The sequence below is a fragment of the Rhodococcus sp. BP-261 genome (assembly GCF_019835205.1).
Classification (GTDB): domain Bacteria; phylum Actinomycetota; class Actinomycetes; order Mycobacteriales; family Mycobacteriaceae; genus Rhodococcoides; species Rhodococcoides kyotonensis_B.
In genome coordinates this window covers 227,346-253,296 of the sequence record NZ_JABUCO010000006.1, presented here as the reverse complement: position 1 = coordinate 253,296, position 25,951 = coordinate 227,346, and the positions used below count along the sequence as shown (strand labels likewise).

The window sequence follows — 25,951 nt, the reverse complement described above, 5'->3', positions numbered from 1 at the left end:
ATGCTCGGCGCCAACGCACTCGGGGACTCGACCAGTCCGTACCTGCGGCAGCACGCCGACAACCCGGTGCACTGGCAGCAGTGGTCCGAAGAAGCACTGGAGTCCGCCCGCGAGCGCGACGTGCCGATCCTGCTGTCCATCGGGTACTCCGCATGCCATTGGTGCCACGTCATGGCACACGAGTCGTTCGAGGACGAGGCCACCGCGGCCGTCATGAACGAGCATTTCGTCTGCATCAAGGTCGATCGCGAGGAACGCCCCGACCTCGACGCGGTCTACATGAACGCGACGGTCGCGATGACGGGCCAGGGCGGCTGGCCGATGACCTGCTTCCTGACCCCGGACACCGAGCCGTTCTACTGCGGCACCTACTACCCACCGAAACCACGCGCGGGTAGTCCGTCGTTCACCCAGTTGCTCGAGGCCATCGCCGACACGTGGAGGACGCGTCGCACCGAGGTGTTCGACGCGTCGGCTGCCGTCGTCACGGCCTTGAAGCAGAACTCGGGCGGGCTACCGGCGTCGGATCGACCCGTCGACGCCGACCTGCTCGCCGACGCCGTCGCCGCCGTGCTGCGGGACGAGGACGTCGACCGGGGTGGCTTCGGAGGTGCACCCAAGTTTCCACCGGGACCGTTGCTCGAAGGGCTGCTGCGTCATCACGAACGCACCGGGTCCGAAGAAGCTCTGGCGACGGTGATGCGTACGGCGTCGGCGATGGCTCGTGGCGGGATGTACGACCAGATCGGCGGCGGATTCGCGCGCTACTCGGTCGACGCGGAATGGGTCGTCCCGCACTTCGAGAAGATGCTGTACGACAACGCCTTGCTGCTTCGCTTCTACGGTCATCTCGCCCGCGTCACGGGCGATTCGACGGCCCTGCGCGTCGCCACCGCGACAGCAGGATTCATGCTGCACGAACTACGCACCGACAGTGGTTGTTTCGCATCCGCCCTCGATGCCGACACCGAAGGCGTCGAAGGTCTGACGTACGCGTGGACACCCGAACAGTTCGTCGAGGTCCTCGGGTTCGAGGACGGTGTGTGGGCTGCAGGCCTGTTCGTCGTGGACACCACGGGCACGTTCGAAGCCGGCATGTCGGTGCTGCAGTTGCCGGAGGATCCGGACGACATCGAACGTTTCGACCGTGTCTGCACAGCACTGCAAGACGCACGCGACCGTCGTCCTCAGCCGGGACGCGACGACAAGGTCGTCACCGCGTGGAACGGGCTCGCGATCACCGCCCTCGCCGAAGTCGGATCCGGCCTCGGACGCAGCGACTGGGTCGATGCTGCCGTCGAATGCGCCGAACAGATCTTCGCGACGCACGACGAGAACGGCCGGCTGCGTCGGGCGTCGCTCGGATCCCACGTCGGTGAGGCACCGGGGGTGCTCGAGGACTACGCGAGTCTCGCGGTCGCGTCGCAGACGCTGTTCCAGGCCACCGGGGATCCGGTCTGGTCCGACCGCGCGCGCACCGTGCTCGATGCGGCAATCGCTCACTTCGCCGACGCGGACAACCCCGGCAGCTGGTTCGACACCGCCGACGACGCCGAAACTCTCGTCACCCGTCCGCGTGATCCCCTCGACAACGCGACCCCGTCGGGGGCGTCGACGATCACCGGGGCTCTGCTGACGGCCGAGGCGCTGGTACCGCCGTCGGAGTCGGCGCGGTACGGGGAGCTGGCGGCAGCCGGTCTGGCGCGCGCAGCCGTCGTGCTGGGGCGTGCACCGCGATCGGGCGGCCACTGGCTCGCGGTGGCGGAAGCGTCGGTGCGAGGCCCGTTGCAGGTGGCCATCTCTGCCAGCGAGTCCGGCCGTCTGCTCGAGGTGGCGCGCCGGTACGCACCCGGCGGTACGACGATCGTCTCGGGCGTCGTCGATTCGTCGCCTCTGCTCGCCGATCGACCGACCGTCGACGGTCGGGAGGCGGCGTACGTGTGCCGCGGATTCGTGTGCGATCGGCCCGTCACCACCGAAGACCACCTGATCGCCGCCTTGCGGCGCTAGAAGACCACGAGCCACACCGCGACGAGGTGGCAGATCGCCGCGAGCACGGTCGCCGCGTGGAAGAACTCGTGGTGCCCGAACGTCGTCGGCCATGGGTTGGGCCATTTGGTGGCGTACAGAACGGCGCCGACGCTGTACAGGACGCCGCCGACGAGAAGCAGTACGAACGGTGCGTAGCCGACGTGCTCGATGAGCGTCGGAGCGACCGGAACGATCGCCCATCCCAGGAGCAGGTAGAGCGGGACGCCGACCCACCGCGGCGCATGCGGCCACAGCATCTTGAGTGCGACGCCTCCCAGCGCGCCTGCCCAGACGACGATCAGCAGCGTGCGGCCCGTCGCGGTCGGCAGGCCGAGCACCGCGAACGGGGTGTAACTGCCGGCGATGAACAGAAAGATCATCGAATGGTCGGCCCGCTTCATCCATATGCGATGCGTCGGGTTGTCCCAGTGCACGCGGTGGTACGTGGCGCTCACACCGAACACACCGCAGACCGTCGTCGCGTAGACCGCGGTTGCGATACCGGCGCTCACCGAGACGAGCGTGAACGCGAGGGTGACCAGCACGATTCCGGATACGACCGCGAATCCGAACGCATACAGGTGAATCCAGCCCCGCATACGCGGCTTGACCGGCAGTTCGTCGATTCCGAACATCGTCATCGGCGTGACCTCCTCACGTGCCCGAACCTACGCAACCGTAGGTTCGCTGCTCACTGTACCGGCGAGTAGTTCGACAGTGTCGGCGTAAGGTTGTCCCCCGTGGTGATGTGGCAGTGGTGATGTCTCGGTGAAGATTCTCCCGACCAAGGTGCGCAGCGTCCTCTACAACGTGTACGAGCGACGTCTGCTGACTCAGCTCGACGGTGTGGCGCATCCGCGTCACGTCGCTGTGATGTGCGACGGCAACCGCCGCTGGGCACGTGAGAACGGCTTCACCGACGTCGCACACGGACACCGGATGGGCGCGCTGAAGATCGCCGAGATGCTCGGTTGGTGCGACGCGGCAGGTATCGAGATGGCCACCATCTATCTGCTCTCCACCGAAAATCTGCGACGCGATCCCGACGAGCTCGATTCGCTGCTCGAGATCATCACCGACGTCGTCGAGGAGATCTGTGGTCCGGAACAGAACTGGGGCGTGAAGATCGTCGGCACGCTCGACCTGTTGCCGGCAGCAACGGCACGCCGTCTCAAGGAAGCCGCCGACCTCACCGCAGGTCGGTCCGGAACCCACGTCAACGTCGCCGTCGGCTACGGCGGACGACAGGAGATCGCCGACGCCGTGCAGTCGCTGATCGGCGAGCAGATCTCGGAGGGGGTGTCCGGGGAGGATCTGGTCCAGTCGATCACCGTCGACGCCATCGATTCACACCTGTACACGTCCGGGCAGCCCGATCCGGACCTCGTGATCCGCACGTCGGGGGAGCAGAGGCTGTCGGGTTTCCTGCTCTGGCAGAGCGCGTACTCGGAGATCTGGTTCACCGAGGCCTACTGGCCGGAATTCCGACGCGTCGACTTCCTGCGCGCTCTGCGTGACTACGCCGCGCGGCATCGACGGTTCGGGGTGTAGTCGTGCGCGCGAATGTACAGCCCGCTGTACATTCGCGCGCACGACTACAGCTTGCGAAGCCGCAACCGGTTGATCGTGTGATCGGCGTCCTTACGTAACACCATCGTCGCCCGCGGCCGCGTCGGCAGGATGTTGTCGACGAGGTTCGGCAGGTTGATCGAGTGCCACAGATCCTCGGCGGCGATCCGCGCATGCTCGTCGGACAGATTCGCGTAGTGGTGGAAGTGCGCATCCGGATCCGCGAACGACGTCTCACGCAGTGCGAGGAACCGCTTGACGTACCAGGACTCGATGTCCTCGATGCGCGCGTCGACGTAGATGGAGAAGTCGAACAGATCCGACACCATCAGGCGCGGTCCGGTCTGAAGCACGTTCAGCCCCTCGACGATGAGGATGTCGGGCTGCCGAACCATGTGGAGCTGACCCTTGACGATGTCGTACGACACGTGCGAATACACGGGCGCCGCAACCTCTTCCGCACCCGATTTGACCTCCGTGACGAAGCGCAGCAACTTGCGGCGATCGTAGCTCTCCGGAAAACCCTTGCGGTGCAGGATGCCTCGACGCATGAGTTCGGCCGTCGAATAGAGGAATCCGTCGGTCGTGACGAGGTCGACGCGTGGGTGGTGGTCCCAGCGGGCGAGCAGCGCCTGCAGAACACGAGCCGTCGTCGATTTCCCGACGGCGACGCTTCCGGCGACGCCGATGACGAACGGCACCTGCCGATCCGGGTGCTTCTCGCCGAGGAACGTGGCCGTCGCGGCGAACAGTCGCTGACGCGCAGCGACCTGGAGATGAATGAGCCTGGCAAGCGGCAGATAGACCTCGGCCACTTCCTCCAGGTCGATCTGCTCACCGAGACCACGCAGGCCGACGAGTTCTTCCTCGGTGAGCACCAACGGCGTCGACTGGCGGAGCGTGCGCCACTGCTTGCGGTCGAACTCGACGTACGGGCTGGATTCGCTCACTGCTCGTGAGCCTTTCGAGTACCGGAAAGTACGCAAAAGGCGCACGAGGGTCTTCCCATGTTCTCAGATTGTGCTCGGTGCCACGGCGGCTCGCACGGCCGGGGTGGCTCACCTATCGTCGGATCTCATGAACACCGATAGTTTTGTTCGTGAATATCTCGTCCTCGGTCTCGGCTTCGATCGACTGGAGGAAGGCTTCGTCGACGCCTACACCGGCGATCCCGAGCTGCGTCGACAGGTCGAGAACGCCCCCGCTCCCGAGCCGCGCGCGCTGGCGCGTCGGGCCGCGGAACTGCGAGGGGAAATGCGCAACACCGAGTTGCCGACGCAGCGGGCCGAATTCATCGACGTGCACCTGCGTGCGCTCGAATGCTCGGGGCGGAAGTTCGCCGGCGACGACATCGGATTCGTCGACGAGGTGTTCGCCTACTTCGACGTCCGCATCGAGGCGGGCGATCAGGACGAGTACCGCGAGGCGCACCGCCGCATGGACGAGGTCCTGGCCGGTCCGGGCTCGCTCGCCGAGCGTCTGGCCGCGCATCGGGCGAGTGACGTCGTTCCCGCCGACCGCCTCCAGGAGTGTGTCGACGCGTTCTCCAGCGCGTTGCGTGACAAGGTCCGCGCCGAGTACACGCTGCCCGAGACCGAGCAGGTGACGTACGAGGTCGTCGGCGACAAGCCCTGGTCGGGCTTCAACTACTACCTCGGCGACTACAAGTCGACCGTCGCGATCAACTCCGACCTCGAGCAACAGATGGCGAACCTGCCGCACCTCATCGCGCACGAGGCGTACCCGGGCCACCACACCGAGCACTGCCGCAAGGAAGCCGGTCTCGTCTCGTCGGGCCAGCTCGAGCAGACGCTGTTCCTCGTCAACACCCCGCAGTGTCTGATGGCCGAAGGCCTTGCCGACCTCGCGCTGAAGTCCATCGTCGGACCGGGATGGGGTCTGTGGGCGCAGGAGATCTACGCCGACCTCGGTCTGCGTTTCGACGGCGAGAAAGCCGAGCGACTGGCGAATGCGTCGGGCCAGCTGCTCGGGGTTCGTCAGGACGCTGCCCTGTTGCTGCACGATCAGCACCGAAGCCAGGACGACGTCGCCGCTTACTTGGAGAAATGGTCGCTGGCGTCGCCGAAGCGGGCGCGTCAGAGCCTGAAGTTCCTGTCGTCGCCGCTGTGGAGGGCCTACATCAGCACCTACGTCGAGGGATACAAGCTCCTGGGAAGCTGGCTCGATCAGGGCAAAACGGTCACCGAACGATCCGCCCTGTTCGGACGGCTTCTCGACGAGCCCCTGATTCCGAGCGCGCTGCGAGAGGCGTGAGCCGCATCTTCTAAACTGGGTACGCCAATCCCACTGCGTTCCCCTTGGAGATTCTTGAAATGACCGACGTCAACAACCTGTCGCTGGCCGAACTCGACCCCGAGGTCGCCGAGGCGATGGCGGGCGAACTCGGTCGTCAGCGCGACACCCTGGAGATGATCGCGTCGGAGAACTTCGTTCCCCGCGCAGTTCTGCAGGCCCAGGGCAGCGTTCTGACCAACAAGTACGCCGAGGGCTACCCGGGACGCCGCTACTACGGCGGCTGCGAGCACGTCGACGTCGTCGAGGATCTCGCCCGCAACCGTGCGAAGGAACTGTTCGGCGCCGAGTTCGCCAACGTTCAGCCGCACGCGGGTGCGCAGGCCAACGCCGCCGTCCTGATGGCGCTGATCAACCCGGGCGACAAGATCCTCGGTCTCGATCTCGCCCACGGCGGCCACCTCACGCACGGCATGAAGCTCAACTTCTCCGGCAAGCTGTACGAGGTCGAGTCCTACGGCGTCAGCAAGGAAGACCACCGCATCGACATGGACGAGCTGCGTAAGCAGGCCGTCCAGTCGAAGCCGCAGGTCATCATCGCAGGCTGGTCGGCCTACCCGCGTCACCAGGACTTCGAGGCGTTCCGTTCGATCGCCGACGAGGTCGGAGCACTGCTGTGGGTCGACATGGCCCACTTCGCCGGCCTGGTTGCCGCCGGACTCCACCCGTCGCCCGTGCCCTACGCCGACGTCGTGTCCTCGACCGTTCACAAGACCCTCGGCGGACCTCGTTCCGGCCTGATCCTCGCCAAGAAGGAATGGGCCAAGAAGATCAACTCGGCCGTGTTCCCGGGCCAGCAGGGCGGCCCGCTCATGCACGCCGTCGCAGCGAAGGCCGTGGCCTTCAAGATCGCGTCGACGCCCGAGTTCAAGGAACGTCAGGAGCGCACGCTGCTGGGCGCTTCGCTGGTGGCCGAGCGTCTGCTCGCCAAGGACGTCGCCGACAAGGGTGTCTCGGTCCTGACCGGTGGCACCGACGTTCACCTGGCGTTGGTGGACCTGCGTAACAGCGAGCTCGACGGCCAGCAGGCCGAGGATCTGCTGCACGAGGTCGGCATCACCGTCAACCGCAACGCCGTGCCGTTCGACCCGCGCCCGCCGATGGTCACCTCCGGTCTGCGTATCGGAACCGCAGCCCTCGCAACGCGTGGTTTCGGTGAAGCCGAGTTCACCGAGGTCGCCGACATCATCGGCACCGCCCTCGCAACCGGTGAGGCCAGCGATTCCCTGAAGGACCGCGTCGTGAAGCTGGCGCAGAGCAAGCCGCTGTACGACGGCCTCGAGGACTGGGGCCTGCTGGGCTAGACGCCTCTCGTTCCGGCATCGATGGGCCGTGGCATCCGATAGACGGTTGCCACGGCCCTTCGATGTTTTACGGAAGCGGATGTTGTCGGGGAGGGTCAGATCACGCCCGTCGCGATCATGGCGTCGGCAACCTTGGTGAAGCCGGCGATGTTCGCGCCGAGCGCATAGTCGTAGGGCCGGCCGTACTCGTCGGCGGAGTCGCGGCACCGGTCGAAGATGTCGGACATGATCGACGCCAATCGCTGGTCTGTGTAGTCGAAATGCCACGAGTCGCGCGACGCGTTCTGCTGCATCTCCAGCGCCGACGTCGCCACACCGCCCGCATTCGCTGCTTTGCCGGGCGCGAAACGTACCGAGGCCTTCTCGAAGACCGCGGTTGCGCGAGGCGTCACCGGCATGTTGGCGCCCTCGGCGACGATCGTCGTCCCGCCTCGCACCAGGGTCTCGGCGGCTTTGTCGTCGAGCTCGTTCTGCGTTGCACACGGCAATGCGACGTCGCAGGCCACGTCCCACACGGAACCTCCCTCGACCACGTGAGCGTTCGGGCGCTGTTCGGTGTATTCGGAAAGTCGCCCGCGCCGAACCTCTTTGATGTCCTTCAGTACGTCGAGGTCGATGCCGTCCTCGTCGACGACGTAGCTGTTCGAGTCGGAACAGGCGACGACGAGGCCGCCGAGTTGCTGGACCTTCTCGATCGCGTAGATCGCGACGTTGCCCGAGCCCGACACCGTGACGCGTTTGCCGTCGAACGAGTCGTTCTCGGCGGCGAGCATGTTCGACACGAAGTAGGCGAGGCCGTATCCCGTTGCCTCCTTGCGGACTTGGGATCCACCCCAGCTCAAGCCCTTGCCCGTCAGCACACCCGATTCGTGCGTGTTGGTGAGTCTCTTGTACTGGCCGAAGAGGTATCCGATCTCGCGTCCTCCGACGCCGATGTCACCGGCAGGCACGTCGGTGTACTCGCCGATGTGACGGTACAGCTCGGTCATGAAGGACTGGCAGAACCGCAGCACTTCGAAGTCGCTACGCCCCTTCGGATCGAAGTCGGCACCACCCTTGCCTCCGCCGATCGGAAGCCCGGTCAGCGAGTTCTTGAAGATCTGCTCGAAGCCGAGGAACTTCACGATCGACAGATTGACGCTCGGGTGGAAGCGCAGTCCGCCCTTGTAGGGTCCGAGGACGCTGCTGTACTGCACCCGAAAGCCCCGGTTGACGTGGACCTGGCCTGCGTCGTCGATCCACGGAACACGGAAGATGATCTGTCGCTCCGGTTCGCACAGCCGCTCGATGAGCGCCGCGTCGGCGTAATCGGGATAGCGCTCCACGATGACGGCGAGCGACTCGAACACCTCGGTGACGGCTTGGTGGAATTCGGGCTCACCTGCGTTGCGGCGGACTACTTCGGCGAGTGCTTTCTCCAGCTTGGCGTTCACGATCGTCTTCCTTTCGTATGTTAGGTAATCCTTTCAAATCAATTGACAGGTATCGAAGTGGGTTAGCTCGGGGCCGACGAAATGGTATGAATGCAGACAGCCGCATTCGCACGCCGAATGTGCCCACCGGGCGCCGCGACACCGTCGCGGACTCGCCTGGATTCCGTGCGTTTCGCGCCGTCGCAGCAGCTGAAATCGGTTTACGCGTTGTTCATCGACACGCCCTTCGCTCGCCGAGCCAATCGCCGGAATCGCCTGTACCGTCGGCAGTAACAGGCAGCGGGGAAGTTGTCTGTGCGGGAGGTTCTGATACGTGACTGAGCTAGTGAGCGCGAGAGGGCCGGCACCCGGTCCTCGTGTCATCTGACACGCCAGACCGACCGGCCGAGCGACACAGTCCGCGCGGTGCCGCGCGAGACATAGGAGCCCCACGTGACCACTTCACGCTCCGTTTCCGCCCCTCTTCGGACCTTCGTCCTGGATACCTCGGTTCTGTTGTCGGACCCGTGGGCAGTCATCCGGTTCGCCGAGCACAACGTGGTCCTGCCGCTGGTGGTCATCAGCGAGTTGGAGGGAAAGCGCCATCACCACGAACTGGGATGGTTCGCGCGGGAATCCCTACGTATGCTCGACGATCTCCGTGTCGAGCACGGCCGTCTCGATCAGCCGGTTCCGATCGGAAACGACGGCGGCACACTGCAAGTCGAGCTCAATCACACCGATCCGTCGGTGCTTCCCGTGGGATTCCGAACCGATTCCAACGACTCTCGAATCCTCGCCTGCGCACTCAATCTCGCAGCCGAGGGCAAAGACGTCGTGCTGGTCAGCAAGGACATCCCGCTCCGCGTCAAAGCCGGCGCCGTCGGACTTCGCGCCGACGAGTACCACGCGCACGACGTCGTGCCGTCGGGATGGACCGGTATGGCCGAACTCGAGGTGCAGCCCGGCGACATCGATCAGCTGTTCGCCGAGGGCGTCATCGATCTCGACGGTGCGCGAGAGATGCCGTGTCACACCGGAGTTCGTCTGCTCGGTGGTCGTTCGAGCGCGTTGGGGCGCGTCACACCCGACAAGCAGGTTCAGCTGGTCCGCGGTGAGCGCGAGGCGTTCGGCCTGCACGGTCGGTCCGCGGAACAGCGTGTGGCGCTCGATCTTCTGCTCGACGAGAGCGTCGGTATCGTCTCGCTCGGCGGCAAGGCCGGTACCGGAAAGTCGGCGCTGGCGCTGACGGCCGGACTCGAAGCGGTCCTGGAGCGTCGCACACATCGGAAAGTCGTTGTGTTCCGGCCTCTCTACGCCGTGGGCGGTCAGGAGTTGGGGTACCTCCCCGGTAGCGAGAGCGAGAAGATGGGTCCGTGGGCCCAGGCGGTCTTCGACACCCTCGACGGGCTCGCGAGCCCCGAGGTGATGGAAGAAGTCATCGCCCGCGGAATGCTGGAAGTGTTGCCGCTGACCCACATTCGAGGACGGTCGCTGCACGATTCGTTCGTGATCGTCGACGAAGCGCAGTCACTCGAACGCAACGTCCTGTTGACGGTGCTGTCGCGACTGGGCAGCGGCTCACGCGTCGTCCTCACGCACGACGTCGCGCAGCGCGACAACCTGCGCGTCGGGCGTCACGACGGCGTCGCCGCGGTCATCGAAAAGCTCAAGGGACACCCGCTTTTCGCGCACATCACCCTCACGCGCAGTGAGCGTTCGCCGATCGCCGCGCTGGTGACGGAGATGCTGGAAGAGTTCGGTCCCGCAGGCGCCTAGCGGCGCCCGTGAGTGGGAATGTATAGCGGGGCAGGAGTGGAGCCTGCGGAACGACCGGAGGACGCTATGCATTCCCACTCACGAGGGCACGGAAAGCGCCCTTCGCGAATCCTTTCGAGATGTCGGCGACGTCGCCGTAATCGCGCCACACGGCGATCTTGCCGTCGCGCAGTTCGAACGTGCCACACACCCAGAAATCGACGCGCAGGCGCCGGTAGACGATCGCGTCGGTACGTTCGGTCAACACGATGTTCCCGTTCGCGGCGATGTTGTGGATCGTGACGTCGAAACCCCATTCTGGTTTCGCGAGCGCCGTCATGTACTTGCCGACGCGGTCGCGTCCCCGCACCTTGGGAAGCCCGACGTTGTGCCAGACGATCCCGTCGTCGAACAGATCGACGGCCGTGTCGACCTTCCGGTCCCGCAGCGCGTGCAGCATGGTCTCGACCACTTCGGTGGCCTGCGTCGTCTCGGTCATGGCGAATCCCTCCCCCTCGTTTCACGGACGAATCGAGCGTAGACCTGCGCTATCAGCGACGTTGGGACAATTCACAGACGTCCAGGGCACGACATCTGTCGTCCACCACGAGGCGCTACGGTTGTCGGATGCCTACGAACATGACGGACGGCGACCTGTTGCTCCGGTTGGAGCCCGCCGTGGAAGAGAACCTGCGTCGCCACCTCGACGAAGCCGAGGACTGGCACCCCCACGATTTCGCGCCGTGGGACGAGGGCAAGAACTTCGCGTTCCTCGGTGGTGAGGACTGGTCGCCCGAGCAGTCCCACCTGAGCGACGTCGAGATCCTCTCGGCCACCGTCGGGGTGCTCGTGGCCGACAACCTGCCCGCCTACCACCGCGAGCTGGCTCGGGCACTCACCGGGCTCGGTGCCTGGTGGAAGTGGACGGGTCGCTGGACGTCGGAGGAGAACCGTCAGGCGATCGTGCTTCGCGACTACCTGGTTCTGACGCGTGCGGTCGATCCCGTCGCGCTCGAGCGCGTGCGTATGGAGGAGATGACGCGGGGTTACTCCGCGCCGAGCCTGCACGTGCTCGACATCGTCGCGCACTTCGCGATCGACGAGTCCGCCGCGGCACTGCGCAACACCAACACCGTCGCACTGGGCGGCGACAAGGTGCTCGCGACGATCCTGACGAAGATCGCAGCCGACGACGTCCTGCAGTCGCGCTTCTACGCGAACATCGTCACCGAAGGATTCGGCGTCGTACCGGACCAGACGATGCGCGCCGTCGCGGACCGCATCAACGGCTACGCCATTCCGGTCGTCGACCTGCCGAGCAAGGCGAACAGCACCGAAGCGCTGAAAGAAGCGGGAATCTACGACGACGACCAACAGCGCGAGAAGGTGTTCAAGCCACTGCTCGCGACCTGGAACGTCTTCGGCCGCGACGACCTCGGCGACGAGGGCAAGAAGGCGCGCGACGAGTTGGCGCATCTGGCCTGACGCCGGCCCTGTTACGCATCGATGGCCCGTGGCAACCTGTAGACGGTTGCCACGGGCCATCGATGTTGTCGGGCCGACAGTCCCCGAAAACATCGATGGACCACCGCATCCGTCTAGCGGATGCCGCGGTCCATCGATGCGGAAAGGGGGCGGGTGACTACTGGTCCTTGACCTTCGCCATGGCCAGGACGTCGAGACGCTTGTCGAGCTCTTCCTCGCTCAGCTTGTCGCCGATGAGTCCGCGATCGATGACGGTCTGACGGATCGTCTTCTTCTCCTTCAGAGCCTGCTTCGCGACGGCGGCAGCTTCCTCGTAGCCGATCGCGGAGTTCAGCGGCGTCACGATGGACGGCGACGACTCGGCGAGCGTCTTGAGGTGCTCGGTGTTGGCCTGCAGGCCGACGATGCACTTGTCGGCGAACAGAACCGACACGTTCGCGAGCAGCTTGAGCGACTCGAGGACGTTGCGCGCCATCATCGGGATGTAGACGTTGAGCTCGAACGCACCCGATGCACCACCGAACGCGGTGGCGGCATCGTTGCCGACGACCTGAGCCGCGACCTGCGTAACAGCCTCGGGCAGAACAGGATTGACCTTGCCGGGCATGATCGAGCTACCGGGCTGCAGGTCGGGGAGCTGGATCTCGCCGAGGCCGGTGAGCGGTCCCGATCCCATCCAGCGAATGTCGTTGGCGATCTTGGTGAGCGACACGGCGATGGTGCGCAGTGCGCCGGAGATCTCGACGAGTCCGTCACGAGCAGCCTGTGCTTCGAAGGAGTCCTTTGCTGCGGTCAGTGCGTCGATACCGGTCGACTTGACCAGTTCCGCAACGACTTTGGCGCCGAATCCGTCGGGTGCGTTGAGGCCGGTGCCGACGGCGGTGCCACCGATGGGCAGTTCGCCCAGACGCGGGAGGGTGGCTTCGACGCGCTCGATGCCGGCTTCGATCTGACGGGCGTAGCCGCCGAACTCCTGGCCGAGCGTGACGGGCACGGCATCCATGAGGTGGGTGCGACCGGACTTCACGACGGTCTTCCACTCCGTGGCCTTCGCGGCCAGAGCTTCGTGCAGGTGCTTCAGCGCCGGAACCAGAGACGTGACGGCAGCTTCCGTGGCGGCGACGTGAGTAGCCGTCGGGAAGGTGTCGTTGGAGCTCTGCGACATGTTGACGTGGTCGTTCGGGTGAACGTCGACGCCGTTCGCCTTGGCGATCGACGCGATCACCTCGTTGGCGTTCATGTTGGAGCTGGTGCCCGAGCCGGTCTGGAAGACGTCGATCGGGAACTGGTCGTCGTGCTTGCCGTCGGCGATCTCGGTGGCAGCGGCGACGATGGCGTCGGCCTTGTCGGCGTCGAGCAATCCGAGGTCCTTGTTGACCTGAGCGCAGGCTGCCTTCAGCAGGCCCATCGCACGGATCTGGGTGCGCTCGAGCGGACGGCCGGAGATCGGGAAGTTCTCCACCGCACGCTGCGTCTGAGCACGCCACAGCGCGTCGATCGGGACGCGTACCTCTCCCATGGTGTCGTGCTCGATGCGGTACTGCGAATCGTCTGTCTGCGTCATGAGCCTTACTTTGCCAGTCGGGTTACACGGATTGGGATGCAGCCTAGAACGACGGTGCGTGCGCGTTCTCGTCGCCGTCGAAGTCGACCGAGCTGTAGCCGCGGAGCTTCTCGAGACGGTGGTAGGCGTCGATCATGCGCACGGTGCCGGACTTGGATCGCATGACGATGGACTGCGTGTGCGCGCCGCCGCCCGCGTATCGGACGCCGCGGAGCAGGTCGCCGTCGGTGACGCCGGTGGCGGTGAAGAAGACGTTCTCGCCGGAGACGAGGTCGCGCGTCGTCAGGACACGGTCGAGGTCGTGACCTGCGTCGATGGCCTTCTGGCGCTCGGCGTCGTCGGTCGGGGCGAGGCGGCCCTGCAACACACCGTCCATGCAGCGCATCGCGGCGGCGGCGATGATTCCCTCGGGGGTACCACCGATGCCGATGAGCATGTCGGTGCCCGAATCGGGACGTGCTGCGGCGATCGCGCCCGCGACGTCACCGTCGGAGATGAGGCGGATGCGGGATCCGGCGTCGCGCACCTGCTGGATGAGATCCGCGTGGCGGGGGCGATCCAGGATGCACACCGTGACGTCGGAAGCGGAGCCCTTCTTGATCTTCGCGATCCGGGCGATGTTCTCCTTGACCGGTGCAGTGATATCGATGACATCGGCGTAGTCGGGGCCGACGGCGATCTTCTCCATGTAGAACACGGCCGACGGGTCGAACATCGCACCGCGCTCGGCGACGGCGAGGACCGAGATGGCGTTGGGCATGCCCTTGGCCATCAGCGTGGTTCCGTCGACGGGGTCGACCGCGAAGTCGACCTCGGGGCCGTTACCGTTGCCGACCTGCTCGCCGTTGTAGAGCATCGGGGCTTCGTCCTTCTCGCCCTCACCGATGACGACGACGCCGCGCATCGAGACCGAGCTGACCAGCTGGCGCATGGCGTCGACGGCTGCTCCGTCTCCGCCCTCCTTGTCGCCACGACCGACCCACCGGCCCGACGCGAGCGCACCGGCCTCGGTCACACGTACGAGTTCGAGGGCGAGGTTGCGGTCTGGCGCCATGGCGCGAGTGGACTCGGTGCTGGCCGTCATCGGTTTGTAGCCTCCTGGTAGATGGGGGTCGTACCCAGGCGCGATTATCTCATTCGTGAGCCGCGTCATGCGACGTAGGGCATGCGCCGACCGAGCACTGACAAGCAGCGGGGATACTGGACTGCGTGGCGAACAGCAAACCCCGGATTCTGAACAACAACCGCGACATGGTGTGGTCTCTCATCCCGCTCGTGATCGCGTGTCTGTTGATCGCCGGTATCGCCAGCCAATGCACGCTCAGCCCGGGCGGTCCCAAGCAGGGGCCGATCCCGAACTTCGACGTCGACGCCGCCTTGCAGTACGACGCCTCCGAGCTTTCGTTCCCGATCCGCAACCCGAAGGTTCCCGAGGACTGGACGCCCAACTCGGGCAGCCGACAGTCGATCTCCGGCGACCAGGGCGGCGACGTGAGCAACGTCGGCTTCATCTCCGGCGCCGGACGCTACATCAGGCTCACCCAATCCAACGCGACCGAGGACGTGCTGGTGCCGTTCGCCGTGGGCGAGCCGCGCTATGCGTCGGGCACGCAATCGATCGACGGCAAGGAATGGATCGTCTACGAGCAGAGCGACAAGGAGCCCGTCTGGGTCACCGACCTCGGTGACGTGCGCCTGCTCGTGACCGGCAGCGGGTCGAACGAGGAGTTCACCGAGCTCGCGACCGCGACGACGAGCGCCACGCCGCTGACACCCTAGCTGTCGGCGTCGTTCTCCTCGATGTGGGCCAGCGCGTTCTCGACGCGGGTGCGCGCCCCGGCCAGGTGCTCCTCGCAGCGCGTCGCGAGCTGCTCGCCGCGTTCCCACAGAGCCAGCGACGCGTCCAGGTCGAGACCGCCCTGCTCGAGCACCTTGACCACATCGACCAGTTCGTCGCGCGCAGCCTCGTAGCCCATCTCCGCGACGGGTGTTTCGCTCATGATCTCTCCTATCGAACTTTGCCCATGACCGCGGCGGTGACAGCACCGTCGGCCACACGTACACGAATCTGTGTTCCGGGTGGGGCGTCGTCCACCGAACGCAGCACCTCGGGATCCTCGCCGGCGACCATACGCTGCACGACGGCATAGCCACGAGCGAGCGTGGCTGCCGGCCCCAGCGTCTGCAGACGAGCACGCAGATGTTCGACGAGGGTGTCCTGCTTCGCCAGTTCGCGCAGCACGTCTCGTCGGGCCGCGTCGACGAGTCGCTGAATTTCCTCGCCGCGTCGATCGATGCCGGCGATGGGGTCCGCGAGCGCAGGCCGGTGCCGGATCATCTCGATGCCGCGCGCTTCGCGGGCGACCCAGTTGCGCAGTGCTGCCGCGGTTCTCGCGCGCAGTTCGGCGACGAGATTCTGCTCGGCGACGGCGTCGGGCACGACGAGTTTGGCCGCATCCGTCGGCGTCGCAGCACGCAGATCGGCGACGTGATCCGACAGCGGGCTGTCGGGTTCGTGCCCGATCGCGGAGACGATGGGCGTCGTCGCCCGTGAGATCGCGCGACACAGAGCCTCGTCGGAGAACGGCAGCAGATCTTCGACGCTTCCGCCGCCGCGCGCCATGATGATGACGTCGACGCTGCCCTCGAGGTCTTTCAATGCGTCGAGAATCGCGGGAACCGCCGTCGGGCCTTGGACGGGAGTATGTCGAACCTCGAAGTGCACTGCAGGCCATCGTCTTTGCGCGACGGTGAGAACGTCGCGTTCGGCAGCCGACGCGCGTGCGGTGATCAATCCGATCCGCTTCGGCAGGAACGGCAGCGGTCGCTTGAGTCGGGGATCGAACAGGCCCTCGGCGGCGAGCAGCGCACGCAACTTCTCGATGCGTGCCAAGAGCTCGCCGACGCCTACTGCTCGAATGTCGGTGGCGCGCAACGAGATCGTTCCGCGGCCGGTGTAGAACGACAGCTTGCCGTAGAGGATGACGCGTGCGCCCTCCGTCAGTGGAACGGGGGAGCGTTCGAGCAACTGCGGCGAACACGTGACCGACAGCGACATGTCCGCGGAAGGATCACGCAGGACGAGAAAGGCGGTGCGCGTGCCCGGACGCGCGTTGATCTGCGTCAGCTGGCCCTCGACCCAGATACTGCCGAGACGATCGATCCAGCCCGCGACCTTCATCGCGACCGTGCGTACCGGCCATGGCTGTTCGGCTGTACTCGCTGTCACTTGGCTTTCGCTGTGGTGATTCGGTTCTCGAGCATCGTGAGGAACGGAGCGCGAGACTTGGTGGAGTTCTCGTACGTCAGAAGTGTCTCCAGGTCGTCGAGCGACAACGTGCGCAGGCGGGCACGGAGCTGCGCGAGCGCAAGGGTGTCGTAGTCGACGAGTTCGACGATGTCGGGCTTCTCGGCCGTCACCGCGGGTTCGGGCTCCTCGGTGGCTTCGGCGGGAGGCGTCGAATACAGCGCGAAGCGGCCCGTCGCTGCGGGCGGTTCGTGGTCGGGGATGTCGACCTCACCGTTCGTGTCGTCCTCGTCGAACACCGCCCACGACGGCTGTTCCTCGTCCGGCGTGCCGAGGAGCGGAAGGCCTGCAATCGCCTGGTCACCCTTGATCGCCAGGGCTGTGACCTGCTGCTGGAAGCGCATCGTCGTCGCCAGCATCTCGCTGATGACGGTCATCGGCAGTGTCACGGCCGTGCTGGGGAGCTTGCGCGCCTCTTCGACGACGGTCACGGCCACACCTGCGGCCACGCGTGCGGCAAACGGGACACGAGTCATGGACACCAGACTGCCTGAAGACGGATGAATTTGGTAGCCGACATGCTCGGGGAGCGAAGTGCCCGCCGTTCCACACGTATCCTGTTGGTATGTCTTCGGCTGTTCCCTTGAATCTCGGTATCGCACGACCTGCGGGCGACGGTGCTGCGGCCTACTCAGGTGCAAAGCGTGTCCTCCTCGCCGAGCCGCGTGGCTACTGCGCAGGAGTGGACCGCGCCGTCGAAACGGTGGAGAAAGCACTGGAAAAGCATGGCGCTCCGGTCTACGTCCGCAAGGAGATCGTGCACAACCGCCACGTCGTGGAGACGCTCGCCGACCGCGGCGCGATCTTCGTCGACGAAACCGATCAGGTCCCCGAGGGGGCGCTGCTCGTGTTCTCCGCGCACGGCGTCTCGCCTGCGGTGCACGCGTCGGCCGCGGAGCGCAACCTGCGCACGATCGACGCCACCTGCCCGCTGGTCACCAAGGTGCACCAGGAAGCCAAGCGGTTCGCCCGTGACGACTACGACATTCTGCTCATCGGACACGAAGGCCACGAAGAGGTCGAGGGCACCGCAGGTGAGGCTCCCGATCACGTTCAACTCGTCGACGGTCCCGACGCGGTCGAGGGCGTCACCGTCCGTGACGAGAACAAGGTCATCTGGCTCTCGCAGACCACACTCAGTGTCGACGAGACCATGACGACGGTCGCGCGGCTGCGTGAGAAGTTCCCGACTTTGCAGGATCCGCCCAGCGACGACATCTGCTACGCGACGCAGAACCGTCAGGTCGCGGTCAAGGCCATGGCGCCGGAATGCGATCTGGTCATCGTCGTGGGGTCGAAGAACTCGTCCAACTCGGTCCGCCTCGTCGAGGTCGCACTCACCGCAGGTGCCAAGGCCAGCTACCTGGTCGACTACGCCAAGGAAGTCGATCCCGCCTGGCTCGACGGCATCAAGACCGTCGGCATCACCTCGGGCGCGTCGGTGCCGGAGATCCTGGTCCAGGGCGTCATCGATCTGCTCGCCGAACACGGCTTCGCCGACGTCCAGCCGGTCACGACCGCCAACGAGACGCTGGTCTTCTCGCTTCCGCGCGAACTGCGAGCGGCGAGGGCCTGACGCGCTTCCTCCTTCTACGCATCGATGGCCCGAGGCAACCGTCTACAGGTTGCCGCGGGCCATCGATGTTTCGGGCCTACGTGTCCTACGCGTCTCCGCGGTCCCGGTAACGCACCTGCGGCACAGGATGCGGCGGGATGTGCGCGCTGACGGGCGCGGCAGTTCTCGGCGCCGAGTACGGGTCGACCTCCGGAGGCCGGGGGACCCGAGGCTGCTGCGGCCGTGGTGCAGCCCGACGAACTGAATCCGACGCGTAGCCCCGCTCGGGCCGGTACGGATCCGCGGCAGGACGGTCGATTCTCGGCGCGACGTGGTCGCGCTGCGGTTCGCGTGACGCGTTCCGGCCAGGGGCGTTGCGATTGGCGCGTCGCGAGCGCGTCTCGGTAACAGCCGCGGACGCCGTCGGCGCGTCGGAGCGACGCTGCTTGGCCTGAGCCATGCGGGCCCGGTTCTCACGCGCACGGTCGCGAGTTTCCTGGGCGCGGTCGCGCATCGTGCGCTTGGCCGCACCTGCGGGCGCGTGCGAGTTCTGTCGTTTGAGGAACACCCTGAGTGCGCCGATGCCGAGCGCCAGCACCGTACCCAGCAGCATGACCGGGAATCGGTTGACGAGAGGAATGGCGACGTTGAGAAGGATGTCCTTCAGGCTGGTCCCGGGATTCTCGGTGAAGTACTGGTACGACAGCGGCACCGCGACGAACAGAATCAGCGGCGCCTGCACCATCGCGGTGAACAGGCCTCGATAGCGGACGAGTAGCGCCGCGACGACGACACCGATGATGTACAGGCTGGAGAACGCAGAGGTCAGCTCTGTTCCGCGGGCCGCGTCGAGGACGAAGCCGAGGAAAGTTGCGCCGCCGGCGATGGCCACTGCCCCCCACGCAGGCACGCCGGGCACGGTCGCGAAGGCTGAACGCTGATCCAGCGGTACCCCGGAGCGGGCACGTTGGGAGGTAGACACCCCTCGAGGTTAGCGGCTGTTCAGCCCACCGCGTCGTCGACGTGCCCGAACGATCGGCTCGGGTACGACGAATCGGACAGTCTGGGGCGTGCGTCGACGCGTCGAACGTCGACGACATCACCGTCGAAGAGCTCGAGTTCGTGAAGTTTGCGGGCAGTCACTCCGACACGCGAGTCGACGGACGACACCGTCGAGTTGAAGGACTCCACCGCCTTGCCCAAATGCCCTCCCAGCTTGTCCAGATGCGACGCCACGGTGCCGAGCCGGGAGTAGAGCTCGCGACCGAGTTGCTGGATGCGTGCCGCGTCCTCCGCGAGCGACTCCTGCTTCCACGAGTACGCAACCGTGCGGAGCAACGCCACCAATGTGGTGGGGGTGGCAAGAATCACGTTTCTCGTGAACGCATATTCCAGGAGCGACGAGTCCGAGGTAAGCGCAGCATCGAGGAACGGGTCTCCCGGGACGAACAGCACGACGAACTCGGGAGTCGGTTCGAAGGAGCGCCAGTATTCCTTCGCCGACAACTGATCGACGTGGGTGCGCAGGTGCCGAGCGTGGCGTGTCAGCTGCCTGGCGCGCGCGTCGGGATCTTGTTCCTGCGCCGCGTCCAGATAGGCGGCGAACGGGACCTTGGCGTCGACGACGATCTGCCTGCCGCCGGCCAGGTGCACGATCATGTCGGGTCGAATGCCCTCGCGGCTGACCTGCGTGTCGAAATCGCAGTGCTTGACCATTCCGGCGAGTTCGACGACCCGCTCGAGCTGCATCTCGCCCCACCGGCCGCGGATCTGCGGTGCACGCAGCGCGGTGACCAACTGAGACGTCTGCGTCGACAGATCTACCGATGCGCGGTGCATTCCCGACACCTGTTCGGTCAACCCGGCATAGGCGCGAATGCGGTTGTGCTCGACCTGACGAACGTGCTCGGTGAGAGCGTCGACCGCGTCGTGCAGCGGCTCCACGAGGCTGGACACCTGCTGGCCGATGACACCGGAATGCCTGCGTGCCGAATCCTCGTTGACGGCCGCGAGCGAGCGACGCAGCAGCGCCTCGTTGTCGCGCAGCGCGGCCAGCTGAGCCTCGGCACGGACGGCACGATCACCGACGCGCTGCGCATGCATCAACCAGCCGAGCGCGCCGCCGAGTGCGAAGGCGAAAGCCATTCCCAGTGCGGTGAGTACGTTCATGGCGACGATGATGCACCGGGGCACCGACAGGTTCGGCTCGGAGCGCCGCCCGAAGTTTGTCGGTGGCAGCCGATACCGTCGTTCCCATGAAGATCCTGCACACCTCGGATTGGCACATCGGACGCACGTTCCACGGCGTCGATCTGCTCGCCGACCAGGCTGCGGCGCTGAACGCGATCGCGGAACTGGTTGCCGCGCAGGGCATCGACGTCGTCGTCGTTCCGGGTGACATCTACGACCGCGCGGTGCCGAGCGCCGACGCGGTTCTGGTGTGCAACAGGGGTCTCGAGGCCATTCGAGCGGCAGGCGCGGTCATCGTGGCCACGTCGGGCAATCACGATTCGCCCGCACGCCTCGGTGCGGGTGCAGCTTTCGCCGCCGCGGGCGGCCTGCACTTGATGACGCGCGTCGGTGACGTCGACCGGCCGGTGGTGCTCGACGACGACTTCGGACCCGTCGCGTTCTACGGGATTCCTTACCTCGAACCGGAAACCACTCGCCTCGAACTCGACGTTCCCGCGGCGCGCACGCACGCGGAGGTACTGGACGCCGCGATGATCCGTGTTCGCACCGATCTGGACCGGCGTCGCGCCGACGGGTCCGCTGTCCGATCCGTCGTTCTCGCACATGCTTTCATCGTCGGTGGTGAAGCGACCGGATCCGAGCGCACCATCTCGTCGGGTGGCGTCGAGACCGCTCCTGCATCGGCGTTCGACGGCGTCGACTATGTGGCGTTGGGCCACCTGCATTCTCCGCAGACGCTGAGCGAGCGCGTGCGCTACTCGGGTTCTCCGCTTCCGTATTCGTTCGGCGAACGCAGTCACCGCAAGGCGGTCTGGATTCTCGAACTCGACGCCGCCGGTCTCGGTACCGTCGAGCGGGTCGACCTTCCGATCGTGCGTGGCCTCAGTCAACTTCAGGGCACCGTCGAAGAGCTGCTGAGCAGCGACGAGTTCGCAGATGCCGAAAAGCATTACGTGTCTGCGGTTCTCACCGATCCGGTGCGTCCGGTCGATGCCATGCGGTCGCTGCGTACCCGTTTTCCGCACGCAGTCCATCTCGAATGGGTTCGCCCGGCGAACACGTCGGAGTTCACCTACCGTGACCGAGTTCGTGGGCGCACCGACATCGACATCGCGACGTCGTTCGTCGCCGATATGCGCAGCGCGCCGACCTCGCGCGAAATCGCTTTGCTGGAGCGTGCTTTGGCGTCCGTGCAGCGTGACGACGTAGCCAAGGACGAGAAATCCAGCGTCGACCACGATGCGGTGTTCGGGCGTTCCGCGTGAGGCTCCACCGGCTAGAGGTCACTGCCTTCGGTCCGTTCGGCAAGACCGAGTGCGTCGACTTCGACGCGCTCGGCGCGGACGGATTGTTCCTCCTGCACGGTCGGACCGGCGCCGGAAAGACAACCATTCTCGACGCGGTCGCGTTCGCGCTCTACGGCACGGTTCCCGGCGCGCGCCGTGACGGCAAGAGACTGCTGTCGGACCACGCGGCGGACGGCACCGCGCCGTCGGTGACGCTCGAAGCCACACTCGGTGGCCGACGCGTCAAGATCGTCCGCAGTCCCGAGTACTTCCGGGCGAAGAAGCGCGGAACCGGCACTACCAAGCAGAACGCGAAGGCGTCGCTGACCTGGCTCGACGGAAGTGGTCAGAACCTGACGCGTCTCGACGAGATCGGCGAGGCAGTCGGCGCGGCGCTGGGAATGAGCGCAGACCAGTTCTTTCAGGTCGTGTTGCTGCCGCAGGGAGAGTTCGCCCGTTTTCTGCGTGCCGACAGCGACGAGCGCGGCAATCTGCTCGAGCGATTGTTCGACACCGCTCGATTCGGCGACGTCGAGCAGTGGTTCGCGGAGCGGCGTCGGCTGAGCGCGGCCGAGCTCGAATCGTCGTCCATCGCGATCGACAAGTTGGTCGGCAAGATCTCGACGGCCGCGGGGGAGCCCGAGCAACTCGATCGGCAGCCGGTCGACTGGGCTACCGAGATTCTCGAGAACAGCAGAGACGCATTTCGAACGGCTACGACAGCTCTCGCGTCCGCCCGCGCGACGTCCGACGCTGCCGTCGCAGCTCTGGGCCGCCTCGAATCCACGGCAACAGCGCAGCGGCGACGCGACGTCGCACAGCAGCAGTTGTCGGAATTTCAGGCAACGGCCGCCGAACGTGAATCGATGCGCCGCGAGGTCGAGCTGTCCGCGGCCGCCGGTCCGGTTGCAGCACTGGCGAAAGAGTGTGCGACGGCCACAGCCGCGCATGCCGAGGCGATGCGCTCGGTCGTCGAGGCGGGGCGTTCGCTATCGGCTGTGCCAGGCTCGGAAATCGTTCTGGCGGAGCATGATTCGAATGCTTCGGACCTCGCCGCCATGCGCACTGTCGTCGCACGTGCCGCGCGTGAGTGGACAACCCAGGTCGGGGTCCTCGACGAGCTGCGGTCCGTCGAACGGCGCGCGGACGCCGACGAACGCATCGCCGACCAGTTGGCACAGCAGCACGACGCCGTCGAACGGCGAATCGGCGAGCTCCAGCGCACACGCGACGCGCTGCCCGAGGCCATCGAGACGGCCGAGCGCGCCGTGGACTCGGCCGTGCACGCATCGGCCGAGATCGCGACGCTCGAGAGCACGTCGGCGCGCGTCGCAGAGGCAGTACGCGCGGCGATCGAACTGAAGAAGAAACGCGCTGCGTTGGCGAAGTCGGAGAAGGCGCTCGATGCCGCACGCACGACGCACAACGACGCTCGCGAACTGTGGCTGGACCTGCGGGAGCGCCGCCTGACGGGCATGGCCGCAGAACTGGCTGCATCGCTGATCGACGGTGAGGCGTGCGGTGTGTGCGGCTCGACGGCGCATCCGAATCCAGCGGAGATCGCCGAGACCACCGTCACCGAAGCCGACGAGGACGCCGCAGCGAAGAACGAGCGCGCGACGGCGGCCACCGTCGACTCGTGCGCCGCAGAGGTCGCGACTCTCCACCGCACGATCGACGGCCTGGTGCAGGCGTCGGGCGATCGCGACAGTGCAGGACTTGCAGCCGAACTCGACTCGGTCACAACCGCATTGACTGCAGCGCGACGCGAAGCCGACGGGTTGGCGCCGCGACGTGCACGCCTCGACGAACTCCGATCGGAGGATCAGCGCATCGCAGCCGTCGTCGCGGAACAGCGATCGGAGGCCGCGGCACTCGTCGCGAGGCGGGAGCAGATCGTGCAGGCCGTCGCGCAGATGCGGGCCAGAGTCGCGACCGCGATCGGCGCAGGCGGCGACAGCATCGACCAGCGCACCCATCGGTTGGACCAGCTGATCCGTCGCTCGACCGCGTTGCTCGACGCGCGCGTTGCCTCCGCAGATGCCGCAGCCGTCGCAGCAACGCTCACCCGCAAACTCGACGATCTCGTCTCCGAGTCGGGGTTCGCCTCGGCAGAAGACGCCGCGCACGCGGTGATCCCCGCGAGGCGTGCAGCCGACATCGAGCAGCGGCTGCTGTCGGCCAACGACATTCGCGCGCACGCGGAACAGGTGCTGGCCGAGCCGGCCATCGCCGCGGTGATCGGCACCGAACCCGTCGACACGCAGCCGGCACGGGCAGCGGTTGTCCGCGCAGCCGAGGAACTCGACGCCGCGGTCGCCGTGCACGCCGAGTGCAGACGCAAGACCGAACAGGTCGAGGAGTTGACAGCTCAGCTGTGGGCCGCCGTCGATCGTGCAGCTCCCATGCGTGCCAAGCACGACGAACTCGCCGCACTTGCCGACGTCGTCGCCGGCCGCGGGCAGAACGCACGCAAGATGTCGCTGCGGTCGTATGTGCTGGCGTCGCGGCTCGAAGACGTCGCCGAGTCGGCGTCGATCCGGCTGCATCGCATGTCGGGTGGGCGCTACGAGTTCGTCCACTCCGACGAAGCGGAATCGCGCGGTCGCCGTGGAGGATTGGGCCTCGACATCCGTGACGACTACACCGGCGTCGTCCGGTCCGCGAAGACGCTGTCCGGCGGCGAGTCGTTCCTCGCCTCGCTCGCACTCGCCCTCGGCCTGGCCGACGTCGTCGCAGCCGAGTCGGGCGGCGTCGTACTCGACACGATGTTCATCGACGAAGGGTTCGGCACGCTCGATGCGGACACACTCGAATCGGTGATGGGCGTCCTGGACGAACTACGGGCAGGCGGACGCGTCGTCGGCATCGTCAGTCACGTCGACGAGATGCGGCAACGCATTCCGAGCAGGCTGCACGTGGTCCGCGAGCGAGTAGGGTCGCGAATCGAGTTGTTCGCGGCGTCCTGACTATTTCTCGATCTTCGCATCCTTGTTGTTGCCGTCCTCGTCGGTGACGAGGTCCTCGGTGTCGGGTGCCTCGTCCTCGAGTTGGCTGCGGTCGGCTTCGACGGAGCGTTCGTCGATCTGCTCGGACACGTAGCGGATCAGGACGGCGGCGACGGCCGCAGCGGGAACGGCGAGGAATGCGCCGATGATGCCGAACACCGAACCGCCGCCGGTGACCGCGAGAAGCACGATCGCCGGGTGCAGGTTCATGCTGCGGCTCTGCAGGATCGGTTGCAGCACGTTGCCTTCGAGTTGCTGCACCGCGATGATGATGACCAGCACGATCAGGGCGGTCGTCGGTCCGTTGGCTACGAGAGCGACCAGAACCGCGAGGGCGCCTGCGACGAACGCACCGACGATCGGGATGAAGCCGCCGAGGAACGTGATCGTGGCCAACACGAGGGCCAAGGGGACGCCGAGAATGACGAGTCCCAGTCCGATGAAGAAGGCGTCGATGAGGCTGACAATGGCCTGCGTGCGAATGAATCCGCCGAGCGTCGCCCACATGCGAGCCAGGATTTCGGCGAGGTGCCGTCCGGCGCGACCACCGGCGAATCCGTGCAGCCACGGGATGAACTTCACGCCGTCCTTGACGAAGAAGAACGTCAGAACCAGCACGAGGGCGAGTGTCACGAGGATCGAACCAGCAGCGGACACTCCCGTGAACACCCCGGATGCAATCGCCGAGCCGCTCTCCTGCAGTCGTGAGGTGATGGCGGAGACGGCGTTGTCGATCTGCTCGTCCTGCAGGTTGACCGGCGGGCCCTTCAGCCAGTCCTGTACCTGGGACACACCTGCCGACGCCTTGTCGACCAGCTCGGGAGCCGAGTCGACGACCGACGGCACGATCAACGTGATGATGCCGCCGATGACGAGGAAGAACACGACGAGCGACAGCGTCGCTGCGAGCGCGGCAGGGAAGCCGACGCGCAGCATCCACTTGGTGGGCGGCCACAGGACCGTCGCGACGATGATCGCGAGTAGCGCGGGCAGGATGACGACCCACAGCGCCGAGATCAGCCAGCCGAGCACCCATGCACCGGCCGCGACGGAGACGAGAATGAGTGACCATTTGGCCAGCCACATTCCGCCGACGCCGATGAGATCGCCCCGATCGCGCCCGGTCCTCGGTGTGGGCGCTGCCTGTTCCGTCACGTCGGTAAGTC

General features: G+C 66.0%; 22 protein-coding genes. 10 read left to right on the top strand and 12 right to left on the bottom strand.

From position 1 onward, the window contains the following. Entirely contained in the window at window positions 1-2,010 is a 2,010-nt protein-coding gene (locus HQ354_RS10225; RefSeq protein ID WP_167674863.1) for a thioredoxin domain-containing protein, read from the top strand. On the opposite strand, the gene HQ354_RS10220 is transcribed toward HQ354_RS10225, so the two are convergent. Then, entirely contained in the window at window positions 2,007-2,672 is a 666-nt protein-coding gene (locus HQ354_RS10220) for a hemolysin III family protein (RefSeq protein WP_167674861.1), read from the bottom strand. The two genes, HQ354_RS10225 and HQ354_RS10220, sit on opposite strands and share 4 nt — an antisense overlap. A 127-nt stretch (window positions 2,673-2,799) precedes the next feature. On the opposite strand from HQ354_RS10220, the gene HQ354_RS10215 reads away from it, so the two are divergent. Further along, window positions 2,800-3,582, top strand: coding sequence for an isoprenyl transferase (locus tag HQ354_RS10215; RefSeq protein WP_068427835.1), 783 nt, complete (start codon window positions 2,800-2,802; stop codon window positions 3,580-3,582). 44 nt (window positions 3,583-3,626) lie between these two features. Here HQ354_RS10215 and coaA read toward each other — a convergent pair whose 3' ends face one another. Continuing rightward, on the bottom strand, window positions 3,627-4,550 hold the full coding sequence (gene coaA, locus HQ354_RS10210; RefSeq protein WP_068427837.1) for a type I pantothenate kinase: 924 nt from the start codon (window positions 4,548-4,550) through the stop codon (window positions 3,627-3,629). 127 nt (window positions 4,551-4,677) lie between these two features. On the opposite strand from coaA, the gene HQ354_RS10205 reads away from it, so the two are divergent. Together HQ354_RS10205 and glyA are read left to right on the top strand one after the other, a co-directional pair. Beyond that, the gene (locus tag HQ354_RS10205; RefSeq protein WP_167674859.1) at window positions 4,678-5,874 is read left to right on the top strand and encodes a DUF885 domain-containing protein; all 1,197 of its coding nucleotides are present in this window, start codon (window positions 4,678-4,680) and stop codon (window positions 5,872-5,874) included. Between the two features lie 59 nt (window positions 5,875-5,933). Continuing rightward, window positions 5,934-7,217, top strand: coding sequence for a serine hydroxymethyltransferase (gene glyA / locus HQ354_RS10200; protein ID WP_167674857.1), 1,284 nt, complete (start codon window positions 5,934-5,936; stop codon window positions 7,215-7,217). Window positions 7,218-7,312: 95 nt separating this feature from the next. Here the strand turns inward: glyA and gdhA are convergent, their stop codons facing one another. Beyond that, the gene (gene gdhA / locus HQ354_RS10195; protein WP_167674855.1) at window positions 7,313-8,650 is read right to left on the bottom strand and encodes an NADP-specific glutamate dehydrogenase; all 1,338 of its coding nucleotides are present in this window, start codon (window positions 8,648-8,650) and stop codon (window positions 7,313-7,315) included. 432 nt (window positions 8,651-9,082) lie between these two features. Here gdhA and HQ354_RS10190 point away from each other — a divergent pair, with 432 nt between their 5' ends. After that, entirely contained in the window at window positions 9,083-10,408 is a 1,326-nt protein-coding gene (locus HQ354_RS10190) for a PhoH family protein (RefSeq protein ID WP_068427845.1), read from the top strand. A gap of 64 nt (window positions 10,409-10,472) precedes the next feature. Here the strand turns inward: HQ354_RS10190 and HQ354_RS10185 are convergent, their stop codons facing one another. After that, entirely contained in the window at window positions 10,473-10,886 is a 414-nt protein-coding gene (locus HQ354_RS10185) for a limonene-1,2-epoxide hydrolase family protein (RefSeq protein ID WP_167674853.1), read from the bottom strand. A 128-nt stretch (window positions 10,887-11,014) separates the two neighbouring features. Between HQ354_RS10185 and HQ354_RS10180 the strand changes: the two genes are divergently transcribed. Next, window positions 11,015-11,872 carry an acyl-ACP desaturase gene (locus HQ354_RS10180; protein ID WP_114328360.1) on the top strand — a complete coding sequence of 286 codons (858 nt, stop codon included), beginning with the start codon at window positions 11,015-11,017 and terminating at the stop codon, window positions 11,870-11,872. A gap of 157 nt (window positions 11,873-12,029) precedes the next feature. Here the strand turns inward: HQ354_RS10180 and HQ354_RS10175 are convergent, their stop codons facing one another. Together HQ354_RS10175 and glpX are read right to left on the bottom strand one after the other, a co-directional pair. Then, window positions 12,030-13,436: a class II fumarate hydratase gene (locus HQ354_RS10175; RefSeq protein ID WP_068427849.1), complete on the bottom strand. Its 1,407-nt coding sequence runs from the start codon at window positions 13,434-13,436 to the stop codon at window positions 12,030-12,032. Between the two features lie 43 nt (window positions 13,437-13,479). Further along, window positions 13,480-14,520, bottom strand: coding sequence for a class II fructose-bisphosphatase (gene glpX, locus HQ354_RS10170; protein WP_068427851.1), 1,041 nt, complete (start codon window positions 14,518-14,520; stop codon window positions 13,480-13,482). A gap of 125 nt (window positions 14,521-14,645) precedes the next feature. On the opposite strand from glpX, the gene HQ354_RS10165 reads away from it, so the two are divergent. Beyond that, a complete protein-coding gene (locus HQ354_RS10165; RefSeq protein ID WP_068427853.1) occupies window positions 14,646-15,215 on the top strand; it encodes a DUF4245 domain-containing protein in 570 nt (189 codons plus the stop codon). Here HQ354_RS10165 and HQ354_RS10160 read toward each other — a convergent pair. Genes HQ354_RS10160 through HQ354_RS10150 form a run of 3 tightly spaced genes read right to left on the bottom strand, consistent with a single transcriptional unit; the run spans window position 15,212 to window position 17,219 of the window. After that, window positions 15,212-15,436 (bottom strand): exodeoxyribonuclease VII small subunit, encoded by a 225-nt coding sequence (locus HQ354_RS10160; RefSeq protein ID WP_068427857.1) that lies wholly within the window; start codon window positions 15,434-15,436, stop codon window positions 15,212-15,214. The two genes, HQ354_RS10165 and HQ354_RS10160, sit on opposite strands and share 4 nt — an antisense overlap. 8 nt (window positions 15,437-15,444) lie before the next feature. Continuing rightward, window positions 15,445-16,665 carry an exodeoxyribonuclease VII large subunit gene (xseA, locus tag HQ354_RS10155; RefSeq protein ID WP_222634938.1) on the bottom strand — a complete coding sequence of 407 codons (1,221 nt, stop codon included), beginning with the start codon at window positions 16,663-16,665 and terminating at the stop codon, window positions 15,445-15,447. After that, window positions 16,662-17,219: a lipid droplet-associated protein gene (locus HQ354_RS10150; protein WP_068427864.1), complete on the bottom strand. Its 558-nt coding sequence runs from the start codon at window positions 17,217-17,219 to the stop codon at window positions 16,662-16,664. The genes xseA and HQ354_RS10150 overlap by 4 nt, the downstream gene beginning before the upstream one ends. 89 nt (window positions 17,220-17,308) lie before the next feature. On the opposite strand from HQ354_RS10150, the gene HQ354_RS10145 reads away from it, so the two are divergent. Then, window positions 17,309-18,319 carry a 4-hydroxy-3-methylbut-2-enyl diphosphate reductase gene (locus HQ354_RS10145; protein ID WP_222634937.1) on the top strand — a complete coding sequence of 337 codons (1,011 nt, stop codon included), beginning with the start codon at window positions 17,309-17,311 and terminating at the stop codon, window positions 18,317-18,319. Window positions 18,320-18,404: 85 nt separating this feature from the next. Here HQ354_RS10145 and HQ354_RS10140 read toward each other — a convergent pair whose 3' ends face one another. Further along, window positions 18,405-19,208, bottom strand: a complete 804-nt coding sequence (locus tag HQ354_RS10140) for a DUF6542 domain-containing protein (RefSeq protein ID WP_254303558.1) — start codon at window positions 19,206-19,208, stop codon at window positions 18,405-18,407. A 92-nt stretch (window positions 19,209-19,300) separates the two neighbouring features. Further along, a complete protein-coding gene (locus HQ354_RS10135) occupies window positions 19,301-20,467 on the bottom strand; it encodes a DNA recombination protein RmuC (RefSeq protein WP_068429014.1) in 1,167 nt (388 codons plus the stop codon). 86 nt (window positions 20,468-20,553) lie between these two features. On the opposite strand from HQ354_RS10135, the gene HQ354_RS10130 reads away from it, so the two are divergent. Then, window positions 20,554-21,756 (top strand): exonuclease SbcCD subunit D, encoded by a 1,203-nt coding sequence (locus tag HQ354_RS10130; protein ID WP_222634936.1) that lies wholly within the window; start codon window positions 20,554-20,556, stop codon window positions 21,754-21,756. Beyond that, window positions 21,753-24,746: an AAA family ATPase gene (locus HQ354_RS10125; protein ID WP_222634935.1), complete on the top strand. Its 2,994-nt coding sequence runs from the start codon at window positions 21,753-21,755 to the stop codon at window positions 24,744-24,746. Before HQ354_RS10130 ends, HQ354_RS10125 begins: the two co-directional genes overlap by 4 nt. Here HQ354_RS10125 and HQ354_RS10120 read toward each other — a convergent pair whose 3' ends face one another. Beyond that, entirely contained in the window at window positions 24,747-25,940 is a 1,194-nt protein-coding gene (locus HQ354_RS10120) for an AI-2E family transporter (protein ID WP_222634934.1), read from the bottom strand. Window positions 25,941-25,951: the final 11 nt, after the last annotated feature.